At 31.0% G+C, this 17,266-nt stretch carries 20 protein-coding genes; 9 read left to right on the top strand and 11 right to left on the bottom strand.

Going from position 1 to position 17,266, the window contains the following annotated elements; translation table 11 throughout:
* Positions 1-79 precede the first annotated feature (79 nt).
* The gene (locus Q4Q47_RS22600; protein WP_303308998.1) at positions 80-559 is read right to left on the bottom strand and encodes a Dps family protein; all 480 of its coding nucleotides are present in this window, start codon (positions 557-559) and stop codon (positions 80-82) included.
* Between the two features lie 107 nt (positions 560-666).
* Between Q4Q47_RS22600 and Q4Q47_RS22595 the strand changes: the two genes are divergently transcribed.
* Positions 667-1,605, top strand: a complete 939-nt coding sequence (locus Q4Q47_RS22595; protein WP_303308997.1) for a LysR substrate-binding domain-containing protein — start codon at positions 667-669, stop codon at positions 1,603-1,605.
* 68 nt (positions 1,606-1,673) lie between these two features.
* Here Q4Q47_RS22595 and yajC read toward each other — a convergent pair whose 3' ends face one another.
* From yajC to nusB, 3 genes are all read right to left on the bottom strand, one after another.
* Complete coding sequence (gene yajC / locus Q4Q47_RS22590) at positions 1,674-1,970, bottom strand: preprotein translocase subunit YajC (RefSeq protein ID WP_303308996.1); 297 nt, start codon at positions 1,968-1,970, stop codon at positions 1,674-1,676.
* A gap of 1 nt (position 1,971) precedes the next feature.
* A complete protein-coding gene (locus Q4Q47_RS22585) occupies positions 1,972-2,460 on the bottom strand; it encodes a DUF1573 domain-containing protein (protein ID WP_303308995.1) in 489 nt (162 codons plus the stop codon).
* Positions 2,461-2,529: 69 nt separating this feature from the next.
* Entirely contained in the window at positions 2,530-3,474 is a 945-nt protein-coding gene (nusB, locus tag Q4Q47_RS22580) for a transcription antitermination factor NusB (RefSeq protein WP_303308994.1), read from the bottom strand.
* 206 nt (positions 3,475-3,680) lie between these two features.
* Between nusB and Q4Q47_RS22575 the strand changes: the two genes are divergently transcribed.
* Positions 3,681-5,444, top strand: a complete 1,764-nt coding sequence (locus tag Q4Q47_RS22575; protein WP_303308993.1) for an ABC transporter ATP-binding protein — start codon at positions 3,681-3,683, stop codon at positions 5,442-5,444.
* Positions 5,445-5,602: 158 nt separating this feature from the next.
* Positions 5,603-5,998 carry a PUR family DNA/RNA-binding protein gene (locus Q4Q47_RS22570; RefSeq protein ID WP_303308992.1) on the top strand — a complete coding sequence of 132 codons (396 nt, stop codon included), beginning with the start codon at positions 5,603-5,605 and terminating at the stop codon, positions 5,996-5,998.
* Positions 5,999-6,132: 134 nt separating this feature from the next.
* Here the strand turns inward: Q4Q47_RS22570 and Q4Q47_RS22565 are convergent, their stop codons facing one another.
* Positions 6,133-6,468, bottom strand: coding sequence for a tRNA-binding protein (locus Q4Q47_RS22565; RefSeq protein WP_303308991.1), 336 nt, complete (start codon positions 6,466-6,468; stop codon positions 6,133-6,135).
* Between the two features lie 250 nt (positions 6,469-6,718).
* On the opposite strand from Q4Q47_RS22565, the gene Q4Q47_RS22560 reads away from it, so the two are divergent.
* Positions 6,719-7,273 carry a thioredoxin family protein gene (locus Q4Q47_RS22560; protein ID WP_303308990.1) on the top strand — a complete coding sequence of 185 codons (555 nt, stop codon included), beginning with the start codon at positions 6,719-6,721 and terminating at the stop codon, positions 7,271-7,273.
* Between the two features lie 3 nt (positions 7,274-7,276).
* Here Q4Q47_RS22560 and Q4Q47_RS22555 read toward each other — a convergent pair whose 3' ends face one another.
* The 5 genes from Q4Q47_RS22555 to Q4Q47_RS22535 all read right to left on the bottom strand — a co-directional run bounded on the left by Q4Q47_RS22555 (position 7,277) and on the right by Q4Q47_RS22535 (position 11,231).
* On the bottom strand, positions 7,277-7,759 hold the full coding sequence (locus tag Q4Q47_RS22555) for a GNAT family N-acetyltransferase (RefSeq protein ID WP_303308989.1): 483 nt from the start codon (positions 7,757-7,759) through the stop codon (positions 7,277-7,279).
* Entirely contained in the window at positions 7,756-8,973 is a 1,218-nt protein-coding gene (locus Q4Q47_RS22550; protein ID WP_303308988.1) for a toxin-antitoxin system YwqK family antitoxin, read from the bottom strand. Before Q4Q47_RS22550 ends, Q4Q47_RS22555 begins: the two co-directional genes overlap by 4 nt.
* Before the next feature lie 113 nt (positions 8,974-9,086).
* Entirely contained in the window at positions 9,087-9,632 is a 546-nt protein-coding gene (locus tag Q4Q47_RS22545; protein WP_303308987.1) for a YfiT family bacillithiol transferase, read from the bottom strand.
* 20 nt (positions 9,633-9,652) lie between these two features.
* On the bottom strand, positions 9,653-10,075 hold the full coding sequence (locus Q4Q47_RS22540; RefSeq protein ID WP_303308986.1) for a hypothetical protein: 423 nt from the start codon (positions 10,073-10,075) through the stop codon (positions 9,653-9,655).
* A 223-nt stretch (positions 10,076-10,298) separates the two neighbouring features.
* Complete coding sequence (locus tag Q4Q47_RS22535; RefSeq protein ID WP_303308985.1) at positions 10,299-11,231, bottom strand: peptidylprolyl isomerase; 933 nt, start codon at positions 11,229-11,231, stop codon at positions 10,299-10,301.
* Between the two features lie 115 nt (positions 11,232-11,346).
* On the opposite strand from Q4Q47_RS22535, the gene Q4Q47_RS22530 reads away from it, so the two are divergent.
* Positions 11,347-11,790: a hypothetical protein gene (locus Q4Q47_RS22530; protein WP_303308984.1), complete on the top strand. Its 444-nt coding sequence runs from the start codon at positions 11,347-11,349 to the stop codon at positions 11,788-11,790.
* Here the strand turns inward: Q4Q47_RS22530 and Q4Q47_RS22525 are convergent.
* On the bottom strand, positions 11,787-13,991 hold the full coding sequence (locus Q4Q47_RS22525) for an ATP-dependent DNA helicase RecQ (protein ID WP_303308983.1): 2,205 nt from the start codon (positions 13,989-13,991) through the stop codon (positions 11,787-11,789). The genes Q4Q47_RS22530 and Q4Q47_RS22525 overlap by 4 nt on opposite strands.
* A gap of 250 nt (positions 13,992-14,241) precedes the next feature.
* Here Q4Q47_RS22525 and Q4Q47_RS22520 point away from each other — a divergent pair, with 250 nt between their 5' ends.
* The 4 genes from Q4Q47_RS22520 to lptB all read left to right on the top strand — a co-directional run bounded on the left by Q4Q47_RS22520 (position 14,242) and on the right by lptB (position 17,183).
* Positions 14,242-15,159, top strand: coding sequence for a KpsF/GutQ family sugar-phosphate isomerase (locus Q4Q47_RS22520; RefSeq protein ID WP_408612162.1), 918 nt, complete (start codon positions 14,242-14,244; stop codon positions 15,157-15,159).
* Positions 15,159-15,983: a twin-arginine translocase subunit TatC gene (gene tatC / locus Q4Q47_RS22515; protein ID WP_303308981.1), complete on the top strand. Its 825-nt coding sequence runs from the start codon at positions 15,159-15,161 to the stop codon at positions 15,981-15,983. Before Q4Q47_RS22520 ends, tatC begins: the two co-directional genes overlap by 1 nt.
* Positions 15,976-16,323 carry a carboxymuconolactone decarboxylase family protein gene (locus tag Q4Q47_RS22510; protein WP_303308980.1) on the top strand — a complete coding sequence of 116 codons (348 nt, stop codon included), beginning with the start codon at positions 15,976-15,978 and terminating at the stop codon, positions 16,321-16,323. The genes tatC and Q4Q47_RS22510 overlap by 8 nt, the downstream gene beginning before the upstream one ends.
* 119 nt (positions 16,324-16,442) lie before the next feature.
* A complete protein-coding gene (gene lptB / locus Q4Q47_RS22505) occupies positions 16,443-17,183 on the top strand; it encodes an LPS export ABC transporter ATP-binding protein (protein ID WP_303308979.1) in 741 nt (246 codons plus the stop codon).
* Positions 17,184-17,266: the final 83 nt, after the last annotated feature.

Here is a 17,266-nt window from a genome sequence, read left to right as displayed (position 1 = left end):
TTAGTGTAATTCGTGTCTAACTTTTTTTAATATTATGACGCGTAAGTTTAAATGATCACTTTTTTACTATTATGAAAACCTAAACCGCTTCATTTAACCAAGCTTTCATCATCCAAACCGTTTTCTCCTGCTCGGTAATAAAATCACTCATCATAGAATTGGTACCTTCATCATTCGCATTATCAGACTTATCTAAAATCAGTCTTTCTATCTTTAAAAGCTCTGTCAATGAATTAACAATTAAGCGTACCGCCTTATCATCTTGAGAAATATTTTTACCTACTGGTACTTTAGTATTTTCTATATATTCTTCAAACGTATGTAAAGGTGTTACTCCTAACGTTAGAATACGTTCAGCAATTAAATCAACTTTCATGTTCGCATCTGTGTACAACTCTTCAAACTTCACATGTAAATCAAAAAAACGCTTTCCCTTTATATTCCAATGGATACCTCTTAAATTCTGATAATATATTTGAAAATTAGCCAGTAAATGATTCAAATCATTCGCTAAGTCTTTGGTCTTTTTAGAATCTAATCCTAAACTATTTAAGGTCATATTTATATCTATTTTTTATGTTTACTACAAATTTAATTTATAATTAACAGTTGTTTCTATAAATTTTATTGATAGTTTTTATATTTTTATAGCCTAAATTGATTATTATGACGATTACCCAATTATATTATGTTTTGGCCGTTGCCGAAAACCAGAATTTCACTAAAGCTGCAGAAAAATGTTTCGTTACACAACCTACTTTGAGCATGCAGATTCAAAAACTTGAAGACCAATTAGATGTATTAATTTTTGATCGTACAAAAAAGCCTATTGAATTAACTGATGTTGGCAAAAAGATTGTTAATCAAGCAAGAAATATTGTAAACGAATCTTATAGAATTCAAGATATTGTAGATCAACAAAAAGGCTTTATTGGTGGAGAATTCAAACTCGGCATTATACCAACCGTAATGCCAACGCTACTCCCTATGTTTTTAAATAATTTTATAAAAAAACATCCAAAAGTTAAGCTTAAAATTGAAGAATTAACAACAGAAGAAATCATTTCGAGAATTAACGATGGGCATTTAGATGCTGCTATAGCTGCCACACCTTTAGAAGATGAAAACATAAAAGAACGTGTTCTTTATTTTGAACCATTTATGGGGTACATTCCTAAAAACCATAGATTACATAACCATAAAAAATTGGATGTATCAGATTTAGATATTGATGATATGCTTTTACTTGAAGATGGTCACTGCTTTAGGGATGGTGTTATTAATCTTTGTAAAGTATTTAAAAGCCAAACAGATGATCAATTTCAACTGGAAAGTGGCAGTATAGAAACACTTATAAAGCTTTCAAATGAAGGATTAGGTATGACACTCTTACCTTATTTACATACTTTAGATATTAACGATAAAGAAAAAGAAAATCTACATCACTTTAACGAACCCTCTCCTGCCAGGGAAGTCAGTATTATCTATCATAAAAGTGAATTAAAAATGCAAATTATTGAAGCTTTACAAGATGTTATATCTGGTGTTGTTAGAGGTGCTATTGCGTTTCAAAATGTAAAAATTGTTAGCCCGTTACCTAAATAGGTTAACCACTTTTAGATAAACTAAAAAGAGCTTCCAATGTGGAAGCTCTTTTTATATAAAAAATATCTTTATTTTTTTGCTGCTGGTGGTGCATTTAGTTTTGCACTCATTTCCATAGAAATAGCAGAGCGCTCATACTTAACTTTACCAGACATCGTTTCTATAACACAGCTCCCATCTTTATCGTTTAGTTCTAAAACCTTACCATGCAATCCACTTTTAGTAACTATTCTATCCCCTTTTTTTAATTCGGCAGCAAATTTCTTTTCTTTTTTTGCACGTTTCATTTGTGGTGCAATCATAAAGAAATATACAACTACAAACATTAATATAAACGGCATAAACGACCCTATTCCTTCTCCCATCTTATTGTGCTTTAATTGTTGGTGTTACTGGCTTCTTTGCATTAGGATCTGGTTTTACAAAAGCTGTAATTCTTACAGTTTCTGATCCTTTTTCTGTATTTGCTGTAACTGTTATTGTTTTAGAAACTTTATTTGACCCGCTTCCATTAAATTGAACAGAAAACTGACTTGACTCTCCAGGCGCCAAAGGCTCTCTACTCCAGTCTTGAGGTACAGTACACCCACAAGTACTTTTAATATCTGTAATAACTAAAGGCGCATCTCCTGTATTTTTATAGTTAAAAACTGTTTTAACTTTTGTTTTAGATTCTATTTCACCAAAATCATGTTCTTTTTTATCAAACTCAATCACTGGAAATTTAGATGCACTTGCATCTCTTGCTGCTGCTTCAGCTACATTTTTGTCATCAATTTTCTTAGCAGCATTTTCTTTACAAGAAGTAAACGCTATTAAGCATAATGTGCTTAATCCTAATATTATTTTTTTCATTGTTAAATTTTTTGTCATTCGCGACGTAAAAATAGTAATTATTTGATCTATTAAAAATTTTTAACAGAATTATAGTAATCCTCTACCTATCTTATTTAATCTCCCGTCTGCGTCGTATTCTTTAACCAATTTATCCAATATACCATTTATAAATATGCTACTTTTTGGTGTAGAATATTCCTTAGCAATTTCTAAATATTCATTAATAGTTACTTTTACAGGTATTGATGGAAAATTATGCAATTCACTAATAGCCATTTGCAGTAATACATAGTCTACATTAGCAATACGGTCTGAATCCCAATTTTTGGTTTTCATTTCAATCTCTTTATTAATTAGAGACCTGTTTAAAAGTGTTTTTTTGAACAAATCAATTGCAAACTTCTGATCTTCAGAATCCTTATATAATTTAGGTGTAAAATAACCTTCTGCCGAAGTTGCTTTAACCTTTCTTAATAGTTTTAAAATGGTAGTATTTACAGTAGGAAGATCATCTAGCCAAGTTAGATTTTTATCTTCTAAATACTCATAAAGTTTCTCATTAGGAGCAATGATGTCTTTAAACACGTCAACAATAAAATCTTTATCCTCTTTGAAATCAGACACCCTAGTTTGCATATAATCTTTATACAAATCGCTTTTAGTAATTTCTTTAAAAATAACATCTACATATTCACTATCAAATTTCCAATTAGTTATTTTATAGGTATCTAATTGGTCTTTTAATCGCAAATTATCTCTTAAAGATTTAAGTAATTGGTTATTTACAAACTTTTTGTTTGGGTCTTTGTCTTCTTTAGTAGCTAAATGCTTTTTTTGTTTTTTTTGTAAATCGTCTTCAGCTCTTTTTTGAACTTCTAGCAATAACGAGATTAATAAGAGATACAAGTTGTACATATTATCTATACTAAACAGTAAGAATTTTTGGTCTTTACTAAAATCATCGCTTTCCCCTCCTTTATAGGCATACAAAGTTTGCATTACTTTTACACGAATATGTCTTCTATTTAGCATAATTACAAAGAACTTAAATTAAAAAATATGAAAGTGTTTCACTGTTTTTTCGTTGCAAAAATAACACTATTTTGAGAAGTAACTCCATATTTTGTTTTAATTATTAGAATAATATTTTAAATTATATTTAACAATTACATGTTACTAATACACCCTTTTTATTATCATTAATACATTATATTTGCTCTCCCATTACTACAAGGTTAATGAAAGAATTACAACATTTAAATAAATACTTCTTAAAATATAAAACACACCTTTTAATAGGTATGGTCATTACTGTTGTTGCTAGAATTTTTCTACTCTTTACGCCGCGCTATGTCAAACAAATTTTTATAATAGTAGAAAAAGCTTTAGAAGGGAAGATCTCCCAAGCCGTTTTTAAAGCAGAATTGTTAGAGTCTATTCTTTATATTATTGGAGCGGCCATAATAGGCGGTATACTTACCTTTTTTATGCGCCAAACTATTATTAATGTTTCACGCTATATCGAGTTTGATTTAAAAAATGAAATTTACGACCAATACCAAAAACTCTCTTTAAATTTTTATAAAAAAAATAGAACAGGGGATTTAATGAACCGTATCACTGAGGATGTAGGCAGGGTACGTATGTATGCAGGGCCAGCCATCATGTACAGTATTAACACTTTTGCTTTATTTGTTGTTGTTATTATTTATATGATTAATGCATCTCCCAAATTAACACTATACACCATTTTACCATTACCAATTCTTTCTGTTATTATATATAAATTAAGTAAAGAAATACACAAACGTAGTACTATCGTCCAAGAGTATTTATCTAAACTTTCTACATTTTCCCAAGAATCTTTTAGTGGTATTTCTGTAATTAAAGCATATGGTATTGAGCCACAAACGGCAACAAATTTTAAATCACTTGCATCAGAAAGTAAAGAAAAACAAATAAGTTTAGCAAAAGTACAGGCCTGGTTTTTTCCCATGATGATTTTGCTTATCGGTACAAGTAATTTACTGGTAATTTATATTGGGGGCATGCAATATATTAATGGTGAAATTGAAAGCTTAGGAACCATTGCAGAATTTATTATTTATGTAAACATGCTTACGTGGCCTGTAGCAACGGTAGGCTGGGTAACTTCTATTGTACAGCAGGCCGAAGCATCACAAAAGCGAATTAATGAATTTTTAAAAATTGAACCGGAAATTAAAAACACCATAAATACAAATACAGAAATCACTGGAGATATTGATTTTAATAATGTTTCTTTTACTTATGATGACACAAATATTCAGGCGTTGAAAAACATTAGTTTTAATATAAAATCGGGGGACACATTGGCTATTATAGGTAAAACAGGATCTGGAAAATCTACAATTTTAGATTTGATTGGTAGGCTTTATGATATAAATGAAGGTACCATTATTATTAATGAAACAAAAATTGATAAACTTAATTTAAATAGTTTAAGAGACAATATAGGCTATGTGCCTCAGGATGCTTTCTTATTCTCTGATAGTATAAAGAACAATATTAAGTTTGGAAAAGAAGATGCTACTGATGATGATGTTATTGAAGCAGCAAAAAATGCTCAAGTGCACAAAAACATAGCTAAATTTAATAATGGTTACGATACTGTATTAGGTGAGCGTGGTATCACGCTTTCAGGTGGACAAAAGCAACGTGTATCCATTGCAAGAGCTATTATAAAATCACCTAAAATATTACTCTTTGATGATTGTCTTTCTGCTGTTGATACTGAGACTGAAGAAAAAATATTGAAAAACCTTAATAAAATTTCAAAAGGAAAAACAACAATTATTGTAAGTCATAGAGTTTCTTCTGCTAAAAATGCTGATAAAATTATTGTATTAGATGATGGTGAAATTGTACAAGAAGGTACACATGAAATGCTCATAGACATAGATGGATACTACAAGGATTTGTACTTAAAGCAATTGAGCGAAACAGCCTCAAACAAATCTTAAACTTACTAAACTCCAACGAAGTAACCTAAATTGTTTTTTTCATTTTATACAATAAAAAATAACATTTCAAAAAGAAACTTCATAATTTGTTGGTTAGTATCGGTTTTTTTTAGATTTTTGATAATAAATAACGATAATTTAATAAATTTCTGTACACTATGAACAATAATGATATGATGGAGAGAGAAGAGATTTTTTCGAAGGTATTAAGAGCTGGAAGACGTACCTATTTCTTTGACGTAAGAGCTACCAAGGCTGATGATTATTACTTGACTATTACTGAAAGTAAAAAGTTTACAAACGATGATGGGTCGTTTCATTACAAAAAGCACAAAATATATATTTATAAAGAAGACTTTTCTGAGTTCAAGGATATATTAGCTGAAATGACTGACTATATCATAGAAAAGAAAGGTGACGAAGTTATTAGCGAACGTCATCAAAAAGACTTTAAAAAGAGCTATGAAGTTGAAAACAAAGAAGAATCATCGACAAATGATAATACACACAAATCTACCGAAAGTTTTACTGATGTAGATTTTGATGATATATAATTAAACTACTGTTTATGTAAAAAACCGCTACAATAATTGTAGCGGTTTTTTTGTGTTTAATTTTATCAAAATATTTAAAATCAAAGCTCGCTCTTATAGCCTGGTTTTCAAATTATATAGTCTTTAAATAAACATTAAGCTACTGGTGTTCCATTTTTCACTTTATTTTCTGGATTTAGAAGTATCACATCTTTACCATTTACCGCTCCTAACACCAAACACTCGCTCATAAATTTAGCAATTTGCTTTTTAGGAAAATTTACAACCGCCACTATTTGTTTTTGTTGTAAATCCTCTTTTTTATAAAGTGTTGTGATTTGTGCAGATGATTTTTTAATTCCTAAATCTCCAAAATCTATAGTAAGCTGATAGGCTGGGTTTCTCGCTTCAGGAAAATCACTAACATCAATAATGGTTCCTACTCGTAAATCGACCTTAGTAAAGTCTTCAAAAGTTATTGCATCATTCATTTTTTAAAAATACAAATTACCGAATGAATTTTAAAATGACTGATAGCAAATTTAAATAAGACTTTCTTCAGATAAAATAGAAAACCTAGGCAGTATTTAAGTTATAGTTCTATTTTATATTGAAATATAAAATAGAAAATTCATAAACTCATACTTTAAAAATAACAGGTAGTGAACTAATCTAATTTCAGCAGTTATTTTAAGGTTTATTTGGCATTAAATAACGAACTTTGATAAAACTTAAATTCTTATGGCCAGAACTCCATCCAATATGCTCCCTTTAGAAACGCAAGCACCATCATTTAATTTATTTGATACTGTCTCTGGAAATAATGTATCACTTGATCAATTAAAAGGAAATCAAGCTACTGTGATCATGTTTATATGCAATCATTGTCCATTTGTTATTCATGTAAACCAGGAAATAGCTTCAATTGCAAATTCATATACAAAAAAAGGTATGAGTTTTATTGCCATTTCTAGCAATGATATTATTAACTACCCTCAAGACAGTCCTGAAAACATGACTATTCATGCAAAAAATGAAGCGTACTCATTTCCTTATTTATATGATGAAACACAAGAAGTAGCAAAGGCTTATGATGCAGCATGCACTCCTGACTTTTATGTTTTTGATGCCAATTTAAAACTAACATATAGAGGGCAACTGGATGACTCTCGTCCAGGAAATGGCATACCCGTTACTGGAAAAGATTTAAGACATGCTTTAGATTGTTTAATTGAAAATAAGGATAATATTACTCCACAAAAACCTAGTATTGGCTGCAATATTAAATGGAAGTAATAATTAAAAGTCTAACTGCCAAAAACCAACATCAAGCCACTTACCAAATTTCAACCCTACCTCTTTAAAATGTGCTACTTGCTTAAATCCAAATTTTTCATGAAGTTTAACACTGGCATCATTTGGTAAAGTCAAGCCTCCTATAACAACATGATAATTTTGTTTTTTTAATTCGAATAATAGTTCTGTATATAATTTAGTGCCAATTTGTTTTCCTAATGCACCATGTTTCACATATACTGTAGATTCTACAGTGTGTTTATATGCAGGTTTTGGACGCCATTTACTTCCATATGCATACCCCAGAATTTCATTATTCTCTTCAAAAACAATGAATGGATAATCTGTATTTATACGTATAATTTTATCTTTAAAAGTGTCTAAAGACAAGACTTCATCATCAAAAGTAACTATAGAATTTAATACATAATAATTATAAATATCTAAAAGTTCTTCTACATCACTTAAGTTTAAAGATCTAATCATTTTTCAACGCTTCCGTCTTTATAGTTTTCAGTTTTTAAAAGAGTTCCTTTTATATCATAATGGTTCAAACTACCATTCCCGTTAACTATAGAACCTTTGTTTAATGGATTACCTTCTCCATCAAAACAGTTAATTATATCCATAAGCCCTCCATAATCACTATATAATTCTGTTTTATATAATTTTCCATTAGTATGATAATACATCCATTCACCTGTTTTAGCGTCTTGAGGCCAGCTTGCTTTAACACCTACAGAATGCAATTCACCATTTGCATGATATTTCTTATAATCATAATCACCAGAATCTTTATTCTTTTTTTCTTCAGATATTACACTTCCATTTTTAAAATAAACGGTCTTAATAATGATACGGCCATAGCTCATTTCTGCTTTCACCCATATTTCTCCTGTGCTATAATAATAAAAATAATCGCCTTCTAGATAATCTTCTTTATAAAAAGATTTTACTGCTATTTGTCCATTTTTATAATATTCTATGTGTGAACCAGTCTTTTTACCAAGAGCAAATTCTTTTTCGGCACTAATAATACCTTCCTTATTATAAGATATAAATTCACCATTCAATTTACCATCTACAAAATGTGCTTTTGTATTTAATTTCCCATTTTCAAAATATGAATGGTAGCTTCCATTGCCTTTGCCATTTTTATATATAGTCACATCTTTTAACTGTCCATTCTCAAAATATTCCTTTCTTTCCCCTGTCAGGTTTCCGTTTATAAAATTAGCTTCTAATTTAGGTTTAGAATTCTCATAATAATCTTTAAGCGCCCCACTTAGTTTACCATTTTCATCATAATGCCCAATACTTTTTAAAATACCATTTTGGTAGAAAGCTTTATGCTCACCTACTCGTAAATTATTATGATATTCACCTGTAGTCAATATCTTCCCTTCATTTGAATACGTTTTAGCAGCGCCATGGTATTGATCGTCTTTAGTATTAACTAATGCAGCTAATTGTCCACTCTCATAATACTCCTTTCCTATCCCATTCATTTTCCCTTCAGAATAATAAACGATTCGTTGAAGTTTTCCCGAAGGAAAATAATACTTAGTATTCCCATATAATTTACCATCCTTTTTACTACTCTCCATTTTTATTGTACCGTCATCATAATACTCTTTATATGAAGTCTGGGTCCATGCTATATTTATACTAATAAAAAAAATGAATATTATTAATTTCATGTGTTTGTATCTATTGTTTTTTATTTGTCACACCGGCCGGCCGGTGTAGCATCCATATAATCATAGTCCTTGGGTATCGAACTTTTAGTTACGGATGTTTCATAATTGCCTATCTAAATCCAACCTTTTCTTTTTAACAAATTTTCTATATGAGCATAATGATGATTACTATGCCATGCATAATTTCCAATATTATAGCTTAATAATACCTCTGAATTTGTTTCAGGGTGAATAAAACAAATATTCAAATCATCTTGAGATAACATTTTCAACAAATAAACAAGTTTAAAATGTATTGCTTTTATATGATTTATTGACATATCTATCGGAGCCGTTTTAGAATCTACAAGTTCTGCCCAACGATCTTCAAAATAAGCTTTTATAAGCGGTTTATCTTCTGTTAATGCCCATTTGAACCTAGTGTAACTATGATGATGGCTATCAGACACATGGTGCACTACCTGCCTTATGGTCCAGCCTCCAGGTCTATATACCGTATCTAATTGCTCGTCTGTTAAGTTTTTAACAAGGTTTTCTAAACGGGTTGGAAAATGTTCTAATATGGAAATCCAACTTTCAATATCTTCTTTAGATAAATTCGTTGGACATTCAAACCGTCCTATCGGGTATTTAAGCTTTTCTATTTGTTGCTCTGTCATATAAGCAAATGTATAAAATGTTATTTAACTTCAATTAAACCGCTTTTTACATAATTGACGGCTGTATACAATGAATTGAATTTTTTTATTTTTTTATTAAAAAATAAATTTTCAGTCATGACACCCAAATTCGCCGTTTTTTCATTTGAAACTATAAGGTAAGCTTTTAAATTATAGTTGTTTTTAAAAAATTTTAACCAATCTGAAGCAATAACAGAATAAGAGTTAATCCTATTAGAAATAAGAATAAGATCCTTTCCTTTAGTTCCTACAAATTTTTTTATATCGTTAGAAAACACTTTTACGTGGTCTTCCCAGTTAACAACAATACCTTCATTGATTTCTACAATCATGTATCCTTGAAATACAAACATACTACCAAAAGAATGGTTAAACTCCTTGATAACCTCTGAATATAAACTTGTGTCCTTAACGCTAATCATGACACAAAAATATCCTTATAAAAACTTAAAAATGAAAATAATCGATAAACAAAGTAAATATATACTCCATAAGATGAAATCAATAATTACAAGGATTAAAATCAAATTATTGTATAAAAAAACACCTACAATTAGGTGTTTTTCTTTATTATATTAAGACCCTTCGACTACGCTCAAGGTAAGTGGTTCATTAAATTTTGGTTAACCAAAATTTAATCTCTGCTTATTTTACATCCATCAACTCTACATCAAAAATAAGAGTAGCATCTGGTGGTATAACTCCTCCAGCACCTCTACTTCCGTATCCTAAATGACTTGGTATTACAAAACGTGCTTTATCGCCTACTTTTAGTAAACCAACACCTTCATCCCAACCAGCAATAACTTGACCAACACCTAGTGGAAAATCAATTGGTTGATTACGTTTATATGAAGAATCGAAGACAGTTCCATCTGCTAATTGTCCTTTATAATGAACTGACACTGTTTTACCTGTTTCTGCATTTACCCCACTTCCTTCCTGAATTATTTGATAACGTAAACCACTCTCTGTTTTATTAAAACCAGCCGCAATTTTATCCAATTCTCCTTCAGCCGCTTGTTTTGCTTCTGCTAATCTTTTTTCTCTAGATCCTTCAAAAGTTCTAAAAGATTCAATAGCATTGTAAGCTTCTGCATCACTGCCTACACGTATAATTTCTAAACTATCAATAGAATCACCTTGAGCTATAGCATTAACAATATCTTGACCTTCTGTTACTTTACCAAAAACTGTATGATTATTATCCAACCATGGTGTTTCGACATGAGTGATAAAAAACTGACTTCCATTGGTTCCTGGTCCTGCATTTGCCATTGATAAAACCCCTGGAGTATCATGTTTTAAATCTGGGTGAAACTCATCATCAAATTGATATCCTGGATTTCCAGAACCTGATCCTTGTGGACAGCCTCCTTGAATCATGAAATCCGGAATGACTCTATGAAATTTTAAACCATCATAATAAGGAGTCCCTTGAGGCTTTACCTTATTTTCAAGGTTTCCTTCTGCTAAAGCCACAAAGTTACCTACTGTTCCCGGCGTTTTTTGATATTCTAAAGCGACAAGGATCTCTCCTTTTGTTGTATTAAATTTTGCGTATAAACCGTCTTGCATTGTTCTAATTTTTAAGAAAGTGCAAAGATAGGAAACTAAGTTATAAGTAAGAAGGTAGAAGCAAGAAGTATTTGCTCAAAGTTAAATTATATCTAGATTTGTCAAAACTTTAAACATGAGATTTTCTTTAGATAAACTTTTAGCTGCTTTTGGAAACATTCGAGCCACGGAGCGTACACATGTAGATAATTATACCGAAGATATTATTAATTCTATTAAAGATGAAGCGTTTGCGATATCTGAAAAAAACGTACTATATGCTAGCACAAAAGAACTTGGTGGTTACTACTATGTAATTACTATAACTGTTGGCTCTTTTAAAATTAAAACCATGAAAGGTGCTAAACTTAGTATTGAAGGTAAAAACTTTAGTTTGGATTTAAAATCTGACATGGATGAATTTGAGTCTGATTATTCTAATGTATCAAATAGGTTTATAACTAGAATAGATTTTCAAATTGAAAAAGAAGATGTTGAAAAATTTAATAAAGTTCACATTAAGTCGTTACAATTAATTGCAAAAAAGCATACCATCGATTTTAAAACAATAAAAAACTAATTAGCCACTTCGCTAATAAACTTAATGCGATATAAGCGCAGCTCTTCATCGTCATAATCGCCATCAAATTCTTCGATAGCATCATCAATATTATCAGATTCTGACTCCATAAAATAGTCATGAATTTCTTCTTGCTGATCTTCATCTAAAATATCATCAATCCAATAATTGATATTCAATTTAGTACCAGAATAGACAATAACTTCCATTTCTTTAATGAAGTCTTCCATAGACATCCCTTTTGACGATGCAATATCATCTAAAGGTAATTTTCTATCAATGTTTTGAATGATATACAACTTATTTGCTGAATTAGTCCCAGTAGACTTTACAACCATATCGTCTGGACGAACAATATCATTTTCTTCAACATAGTTAGAAATTAATTCTACAAAGTCTTTACCATATTTTTTAGATTTCCCTTCTCCAACACCATGAACATTTGATAATTCTGTTAAATTAACTGGGTATTTTAAAGCCATATCCTCAAGCGAAGGGTCTTGAAAAATAACAAACGGCGGTACGCCTATCTTTTTTGCATTCTTTTTACGCAAATCTTTAAGCATGCCCATCAATAATTCATCTGCTACTGCACCACCTCCTTTAACTGCCGTAATAATAGTACCATCCTCCTGCTCTCCTTCAAAAATATGATCTTCAGTCATCATAAACGACAAAGGTTTTTTTATAAAAGATTTGCCAGATTCACTTAACTTAATAACACCGTAAGTTTCTATGTCCTTTCTAAGAAAGCCTGCAACTAATACTTGCCTTAATAACGCCATCCAATGTTTGTTGTCTTTACTCTTACCCTTCCCAAAAAATGGCTGTTCATTGGTTTTATGAGAATTAATCAAAGCATTCTCTTTACCAACAATAACATTTACTAAATCTTTAGATTTATATTTTTCGTTGGTTTTATCTATAGTTTCTAATAGCAATACAACATCTTCTTTTGCCTCATGTCTCTTTTTTGGGTGCCTAACATTGTCATCCATATCACCACCTTCACCGGTCTCATTATCAAATTCTTCACCAAAATAATGTAAAATAAATTTTCTTCTGGAGATAGATGTTTCAGCAAATGCAATGACCTCTTGTAACAATGCTTGTCCAATTTCTTGCTCTGCTACGGGCTTACCTGACATGAATTTTTCTAATTTTTCAATATCTTTATAAGCATAATACGCTAAACAATGCCCTTCACCACCATCACGCCCTGCTCTACCAGTTTCTTGATAATAACTTTCTATACTTTTTGGGATGTCATGATGAATTACAAAACGTACATCTGGTTTATCTATTCCCATACCAAAAGCAATAGTAGCCACAACTACATCTACATCTTCCATTAGGAATTTATCTTGATAACTAGATCTTGATTTAGCATCTAATCCTGCATGATATGGTACTGCTTTAATACCATTTACTTGTAATACTTGAGCAAGTTCTTCAACTCGTTTCCTACTTAAACAATAAACAATACCAGATTTATTTTCATTTTGTTTTATAAATCGAATAATATCGGCATCTACATCCTTTGTTTTCGGTCTAATCTCATAATATAAATTGGGTCTATTAAAAGAAGCTTTAAAGGTTTTTGCATTATTAATACCTAAATTCTTTATAATGTCTTCCTGAACTTTTGGTGTCGCAGTCGCAGTTAAACCAATAATAGGTATACCATCTCCTATTCTACCAATAATATGACGCAAATTCCTGTACTCTGGTCTAAAATCATGCCCCCATTCACTAATACAGTGTGCCTCGTCAATAGCCATGAAAGAAACTTTCACAGAACGTAAAAACTCGACATTTTCTTCTTTGGTTAAAGATTCCGGTGCAACATATAGTAACTTTGTAATACCATTTACTATATCTTCTTTAACACGTTTTACTTCTGTTTTATTTAATGACGAATTTAATACATGTGCAACTCCCTCTTCATTAGAAATGCCCCTGATGGCATCTACTTGATTTTTCATTAAAGCTATTAATGGGGATACCACAATAGCAGTACCATCTTGCATTAATGCTGGCAACTGATAACACAGTGATTTTCCGCCACCAGTTGGCATAATTACAAATGTATGATTTCTTGATAAAACACTTTCTACAACATCTTCTTGCAAGCCCTTGAATTGATTAAATCCAAAATATTTTTTAAGAGCAGAGTGCAAGTCACTTTTGGCTAATAACATGAACTGTATAAAAATTTATTTACTTATTATCACACACTAAAATATTAAAACTTTACTTATTAATTTAATAGTGCATTTAGAGATCCCCTCATTTTTTTTTCGTTAGTTTTGTAACGAAAATCCAAAGTACAACAAAATTTAATTTGATTACCATTAAAGATAATAAAATCTTTAAAAAGCATCAACTAAAAAAATATAAATTTTGAATAGTAAAAATTCTATTACACAAACTGCAAAACTAACTATTGAAATGGAAAGTCAAGCCATTTCAAATTTAGCCAGCTTAATAACCGATGATTTTGCCGATGCAGTTCAACTTATTTACAATTCTAAAGGCCGTGTCATTATTACCGGAATTGGTAAAAGCGCCATTATCGCTAATAAAATTGTAGCCACATTAAATTCTACCGGGACTCCTTCTATTTTTATGCATGCTGCCGATGCTATTCATGGTGATTTAGGACTTATTCTTAAAGATGATGTTGTTATTTGTATTTCTAAAAGTGGGAATACTCCAGAAATTAAAGTTTTAGTCCCACTAATAAAAAGTGCTAACAATAAAATGATTGCTATAACGGGAAATAAAGACTCGTTTTTAGGACAACAAGCTGACTATATTCTAAACGCATTTGTTGAAAAAGAAGCTTGTCCAAATAATTTAGCACCAACTACGAGTACAACAGCACAGTTAGTTATTGGTGATGCTTTAGCTGTTTGCTTATTGGAATTACGTGGTTTTTCCAGTAATGATTTCGCGAAATATCACCCAGGAGGCGCCTTAGGAAAAAAATTATATTTACGGGTTCAAGATATTTCATCAGTAAACGAAAAACCTAAAGTAATTCCGACAACAAACATAAAAGAGATTATAATTGAGATTACCGAAAAAATGCTAGGTGTTACTGCCGTTGTAGAAAATGATAAAATTACAGGTATTATTACTGACGGTGATTTACGTAGAATGTTAAGTAAAGTGGATGATTTTTCATCACTAACTGCAAATGATATTATGAGTGCTAATCCTAAGCGTATTAATGCTGAAGCCATGGCTGTTGAAGCTTTAGATGTTATGGAAACAAATGGCATTTCTCAATTGTTGGTTGAAGAAGATGGTAACTATGCTGGTGTGATTCATTTGCACGATTTAATAAAAGAAGGTATTATATAATGGCAAAGAAAAGTATAAATGAGATGTCTTTTTTAGATCATCTTGAAGATTTAAGATGGCATTTAATTAGAATCTGTTCAGCTGTTATAATAGTAGCTACTTTAGCTTTTATTTTTAGCCGTTTTATGTTCGATGCCATAATTTTTGCACCTAAAGAAATGAATTTTCCAACTTATCATTTTCTTTGTAATGCGGCAAATTTTATAGGTGTTAATACAACCTTTTGTGCTGAAGAAATGCCAATGATAATACAAAATCGTACTATGGCTGGGCAATTTTCAGCAGATATTTGGACAGCCATTTTAGCAGGGTTTGTCATTTCTTTTCCTTATGTTATTTATCAATTATGGAAGTTTATTAGTCCTGGCCTACACAGCAATGAACGTAAGCACTCCCGTGGATTCATCATCATTTCATCACTCCTATTCTTTATAGGGGTATTATTTGGCTATTATATTGTAACGCCATTATCACTTAATTTTTTAGCAAATTATAGCATTTCAGAGACAGTAGACAACCAAATAGATATTGGTTCTTACATAGCCTTAGTACGCTCATCTGTATTAGCTTCAGGTTTAATTTTTGAGCTACCTATTATTATCTATTTTTTAACTAAAATAGGTTTGGTAACTCCCGAAATATTGAGAAAATACAGGAAATATGCCCTGGTAATTGTATTAATTTTATCTGCAATTATTACACCTCCAGATATTGCCAGTCAAATCATTGTAGCTATTCCAATTATAATTTTATACCAAGTGAGTATTTATATTTCTAAAATTGTTATTAGAAACCAAAAAAGAAAAGAAAAACAACATGCCTGATATTGTTAACGAATTTAATGCGTATCGTTCAAAAATGAACGATAAAATTTTAGCAGATAATAACAAAGTAATAAAACGCATCTTTAATTTAGATACCAACGCCTATGCAGAAGGTGCTTTAGATGTTAAAACTAAAGAACTTTTAGGCTTAGTAGCCTCTGCAGTTTTACGCTGTGACGATTGCATAAAATATCACATGGAAACTAGCCATAAAATTGGTTTAAAAAAGGAAGAAGTTGTTGAAGCATTAAGCATAGCAACATTAGTTGGTGGCACTATTGTTATTCCACATTTGCGTCGTGCCTACGAATTTTGGGACGCCTTGGAAGCTCAAAAATAAGTGAATTTTACCGCTACGCTACTTGATATTAAAACAAAGACAACAAACAAGATAAAATTCGAACATCCGCTATAATAGTGTATATGATTTTACTATTTTTAGCGTTCAGTATATAACTTATGATTTTAAAAGCCGAAAATTTAATGAAGTCCTATAGCGGGCGAAAAGTGGTTAAAGATGTTTCTCTTGAAGTTAATCAAGGTGAAATTGTTGGTCTTTTGGGACCAAATGGTGCTGGGAAAACCACATCTTTTTACATGATTGTTGGCTTAATAAAGCCCAATGGCGGTCATATTTTTATAGATAACACCGAAATCACAAAATACCCCATGTATAAACGAGCTCAGAATGGTATTGGCTATTTAGCACAAGAGGCTTCTGTTTTTAGAAAATTAAGTATTGAAGATAATATTCTAAGCGTTCTACAACTTACAAAGCTTAGTAAGAAGGAACAACATGATAAAATGGAATCGCTTATTGAAGAGTTTGGTTTAGGGCATATTCGTAAAAGTAGAGGCGATTTATTATCGGGAGGTGAACGCCGTCGTACAGAGATTGCCCGCGCTTTGGCTACCGACCCCAGTTTTATTTTATTAGATGAACCTTTTGCAGGTGTAGACCCCGTAGCTGTTGAAGACATACAACGTATTGTTGCTCAGCTTACCAAAAAAAATATTGGTATTTTAATTACCGATCATAACGTACAGGAAACACTTGCTATTACTGATAGAACATATTTAATGTTTGAAGGTAGTATACTTAAAGCTGGAAAACCTGAAGAGCTCGCTAATGATGAGATGGTACGTAAGGTATACTTAGGTCAAAACTTTGAGCTTCGTAAAAAGAAAATCCGAGATTAGGCACTAAGTGCCATTTGATTATTTTTCACTTTTACTGTATTGTTTGTCATTCCTGTCTTTCGTATCTGCTCAAGATAAAATTT

The sequence above is a fragment of the Flavivirga spongiicola genome, from assembly GCF_030540825.1.
Lineage (GTDB): Bacteria > Bacteroidota > Bacteroidia > Flavobacteriales > Flavobacteriaceae > Flavivirga > Flavivirga spongiicola.
The sequence above is the reverse complement of the archived record's forward strand: the minus strand, read 5'-3'. Positions and strand labels throughout refer to the sequence as shown.

Coding starts and splice junctions, on each gene's coding strand:
- Q4Q47_RS22540 (WP_303308986.1), bottom strand. CDS start 10,075: ATGATTAGCGTTAAGGACACAAGTTTATATTCAGAGGTTATCAAGGAG.
- Q4Q47_RS22525 (WP_303308983.1), bottom strand. CDS start 13,991: ATGTTATTAGCCAAAAGTGACTTGCACTCTGCTCTTAAAAAATATTTT.
- Q4Q47_RS22545 (WP_303308987.1), bottom strand. CDS start 9,632: ATGACAGAGCAACAAATAGAAAAGCTTAAATACCCGATAGGACGGTTT.
- Q4Q47_RS22595 (WP_303308997.1), top strand. CDS start 667: ATGACGATTACCCAATTATATTATGTTTTGGCCGTTGCCGAAAACCAG.
- Q4Q47_RS22530 (WP_303308984.1), top strand. CDS start 11,347: ATGAGATTTTCTTTAGATAAACTTTTAGCTGCTTTTGGAAACATTCGA.
- Q4Q47_RS22560 (WP_303308990.1), top strand. CDS start 6,719: ATGGCCAGAACTCCATCCAATATGCTCCCTTTAGAAACGCAAGCACCA.
- tatC (WP_303308981.1), top strand. CDS start 15,159: ATGGCAAAGAAAAGTATAAATGAGATGTCTTTTTTAGATCATCTTGAA.
- Q4Q47_RS22510 (WP_303308980.1), top strand. CDS start 15,976: ATGCCTGATATTGTTAACGAATTTAATGCGTATCGTTCAAAAATGAAC.
- Q4Q47_RS22570 (WP_303308992.1), top strand. CDS start 5,603: ATGAACAATAATGATATGATGGAGAGAGAAGAGATTTTTTCGAAGGTA.
- Q4Q47_RS22585 (WP_303308995.1), bottom strand. CDS start 2,460: ATGAAAAAAATAATATTAGGATTAAGCACATTATGCTTAATAGCGTTT.
- Q4Q47_RS22575 (WP_303308993.1), top strand. CDS start 3,681: ATGAAAGAATTACAACATTTAAATAAATACTTCTTAAAATATAAAACA.
- Q4Q47_RS22555 (WP_303308989.1), bottom strand. CDS start 7,759: ATGATTAGATCTTTAAACTTAAGTGATGTAGAAGAACTTTTAGATATT.
- Q4Q47_RS22550 (WP_303308988.1), bottom strand. CDS start 8,973: ATGAAATTAATAATATTCATTTTTTTTATTAGTATAAATATAGCATGG.
- lptB (WP_303308979.1), top strand. CDS start 16,443: ATGATTTTAAAAGCCGAAAATTTAATGAAGTCCTATAGCGGGCGAAAA.
- Q4Q47_RS22600 (WP_303308998.1), bottom strand. CDS start 559: ATGACCTTAAATAGTTTAGGATTAGATTCTAAAAAGACCAAAGACTTA.
- Q4Q47_RS22565 (WP_303308991.1), bottom strand. CDS start 6,468: ATGAATGATGCAATAACTTTTGAAGACTTTACTAAGGTCGATTTACGA.
- Q4Q47_RS22535 (WP_303308985.1), bottom strand. CDS start 11,231: ATGCAAGACGGTTTATACGCAAAATTTAATACAACAAAAGGAGAGATC.
- nusB (WP_303308994.1), bottom strand. CDS start 3,474: ATGCTAAATAGAAGACATATTCGTGTAAAAGTAATGCAAACTTTGTAT.
- yajC (WP_303308996.1), bottom strand. CDS start 1,970: ATGGGAGAAGGAATAGGGTCGTTTATGCCGTTTATATTAATGTTTGTA.
- Q4Q47_RS22520 (WP_408612162.1), top strand. CDS start 14,242: ATGGAAAGTCAAGCCATTTCAAATTTAGCCAGCTTAATAACCGATGAT.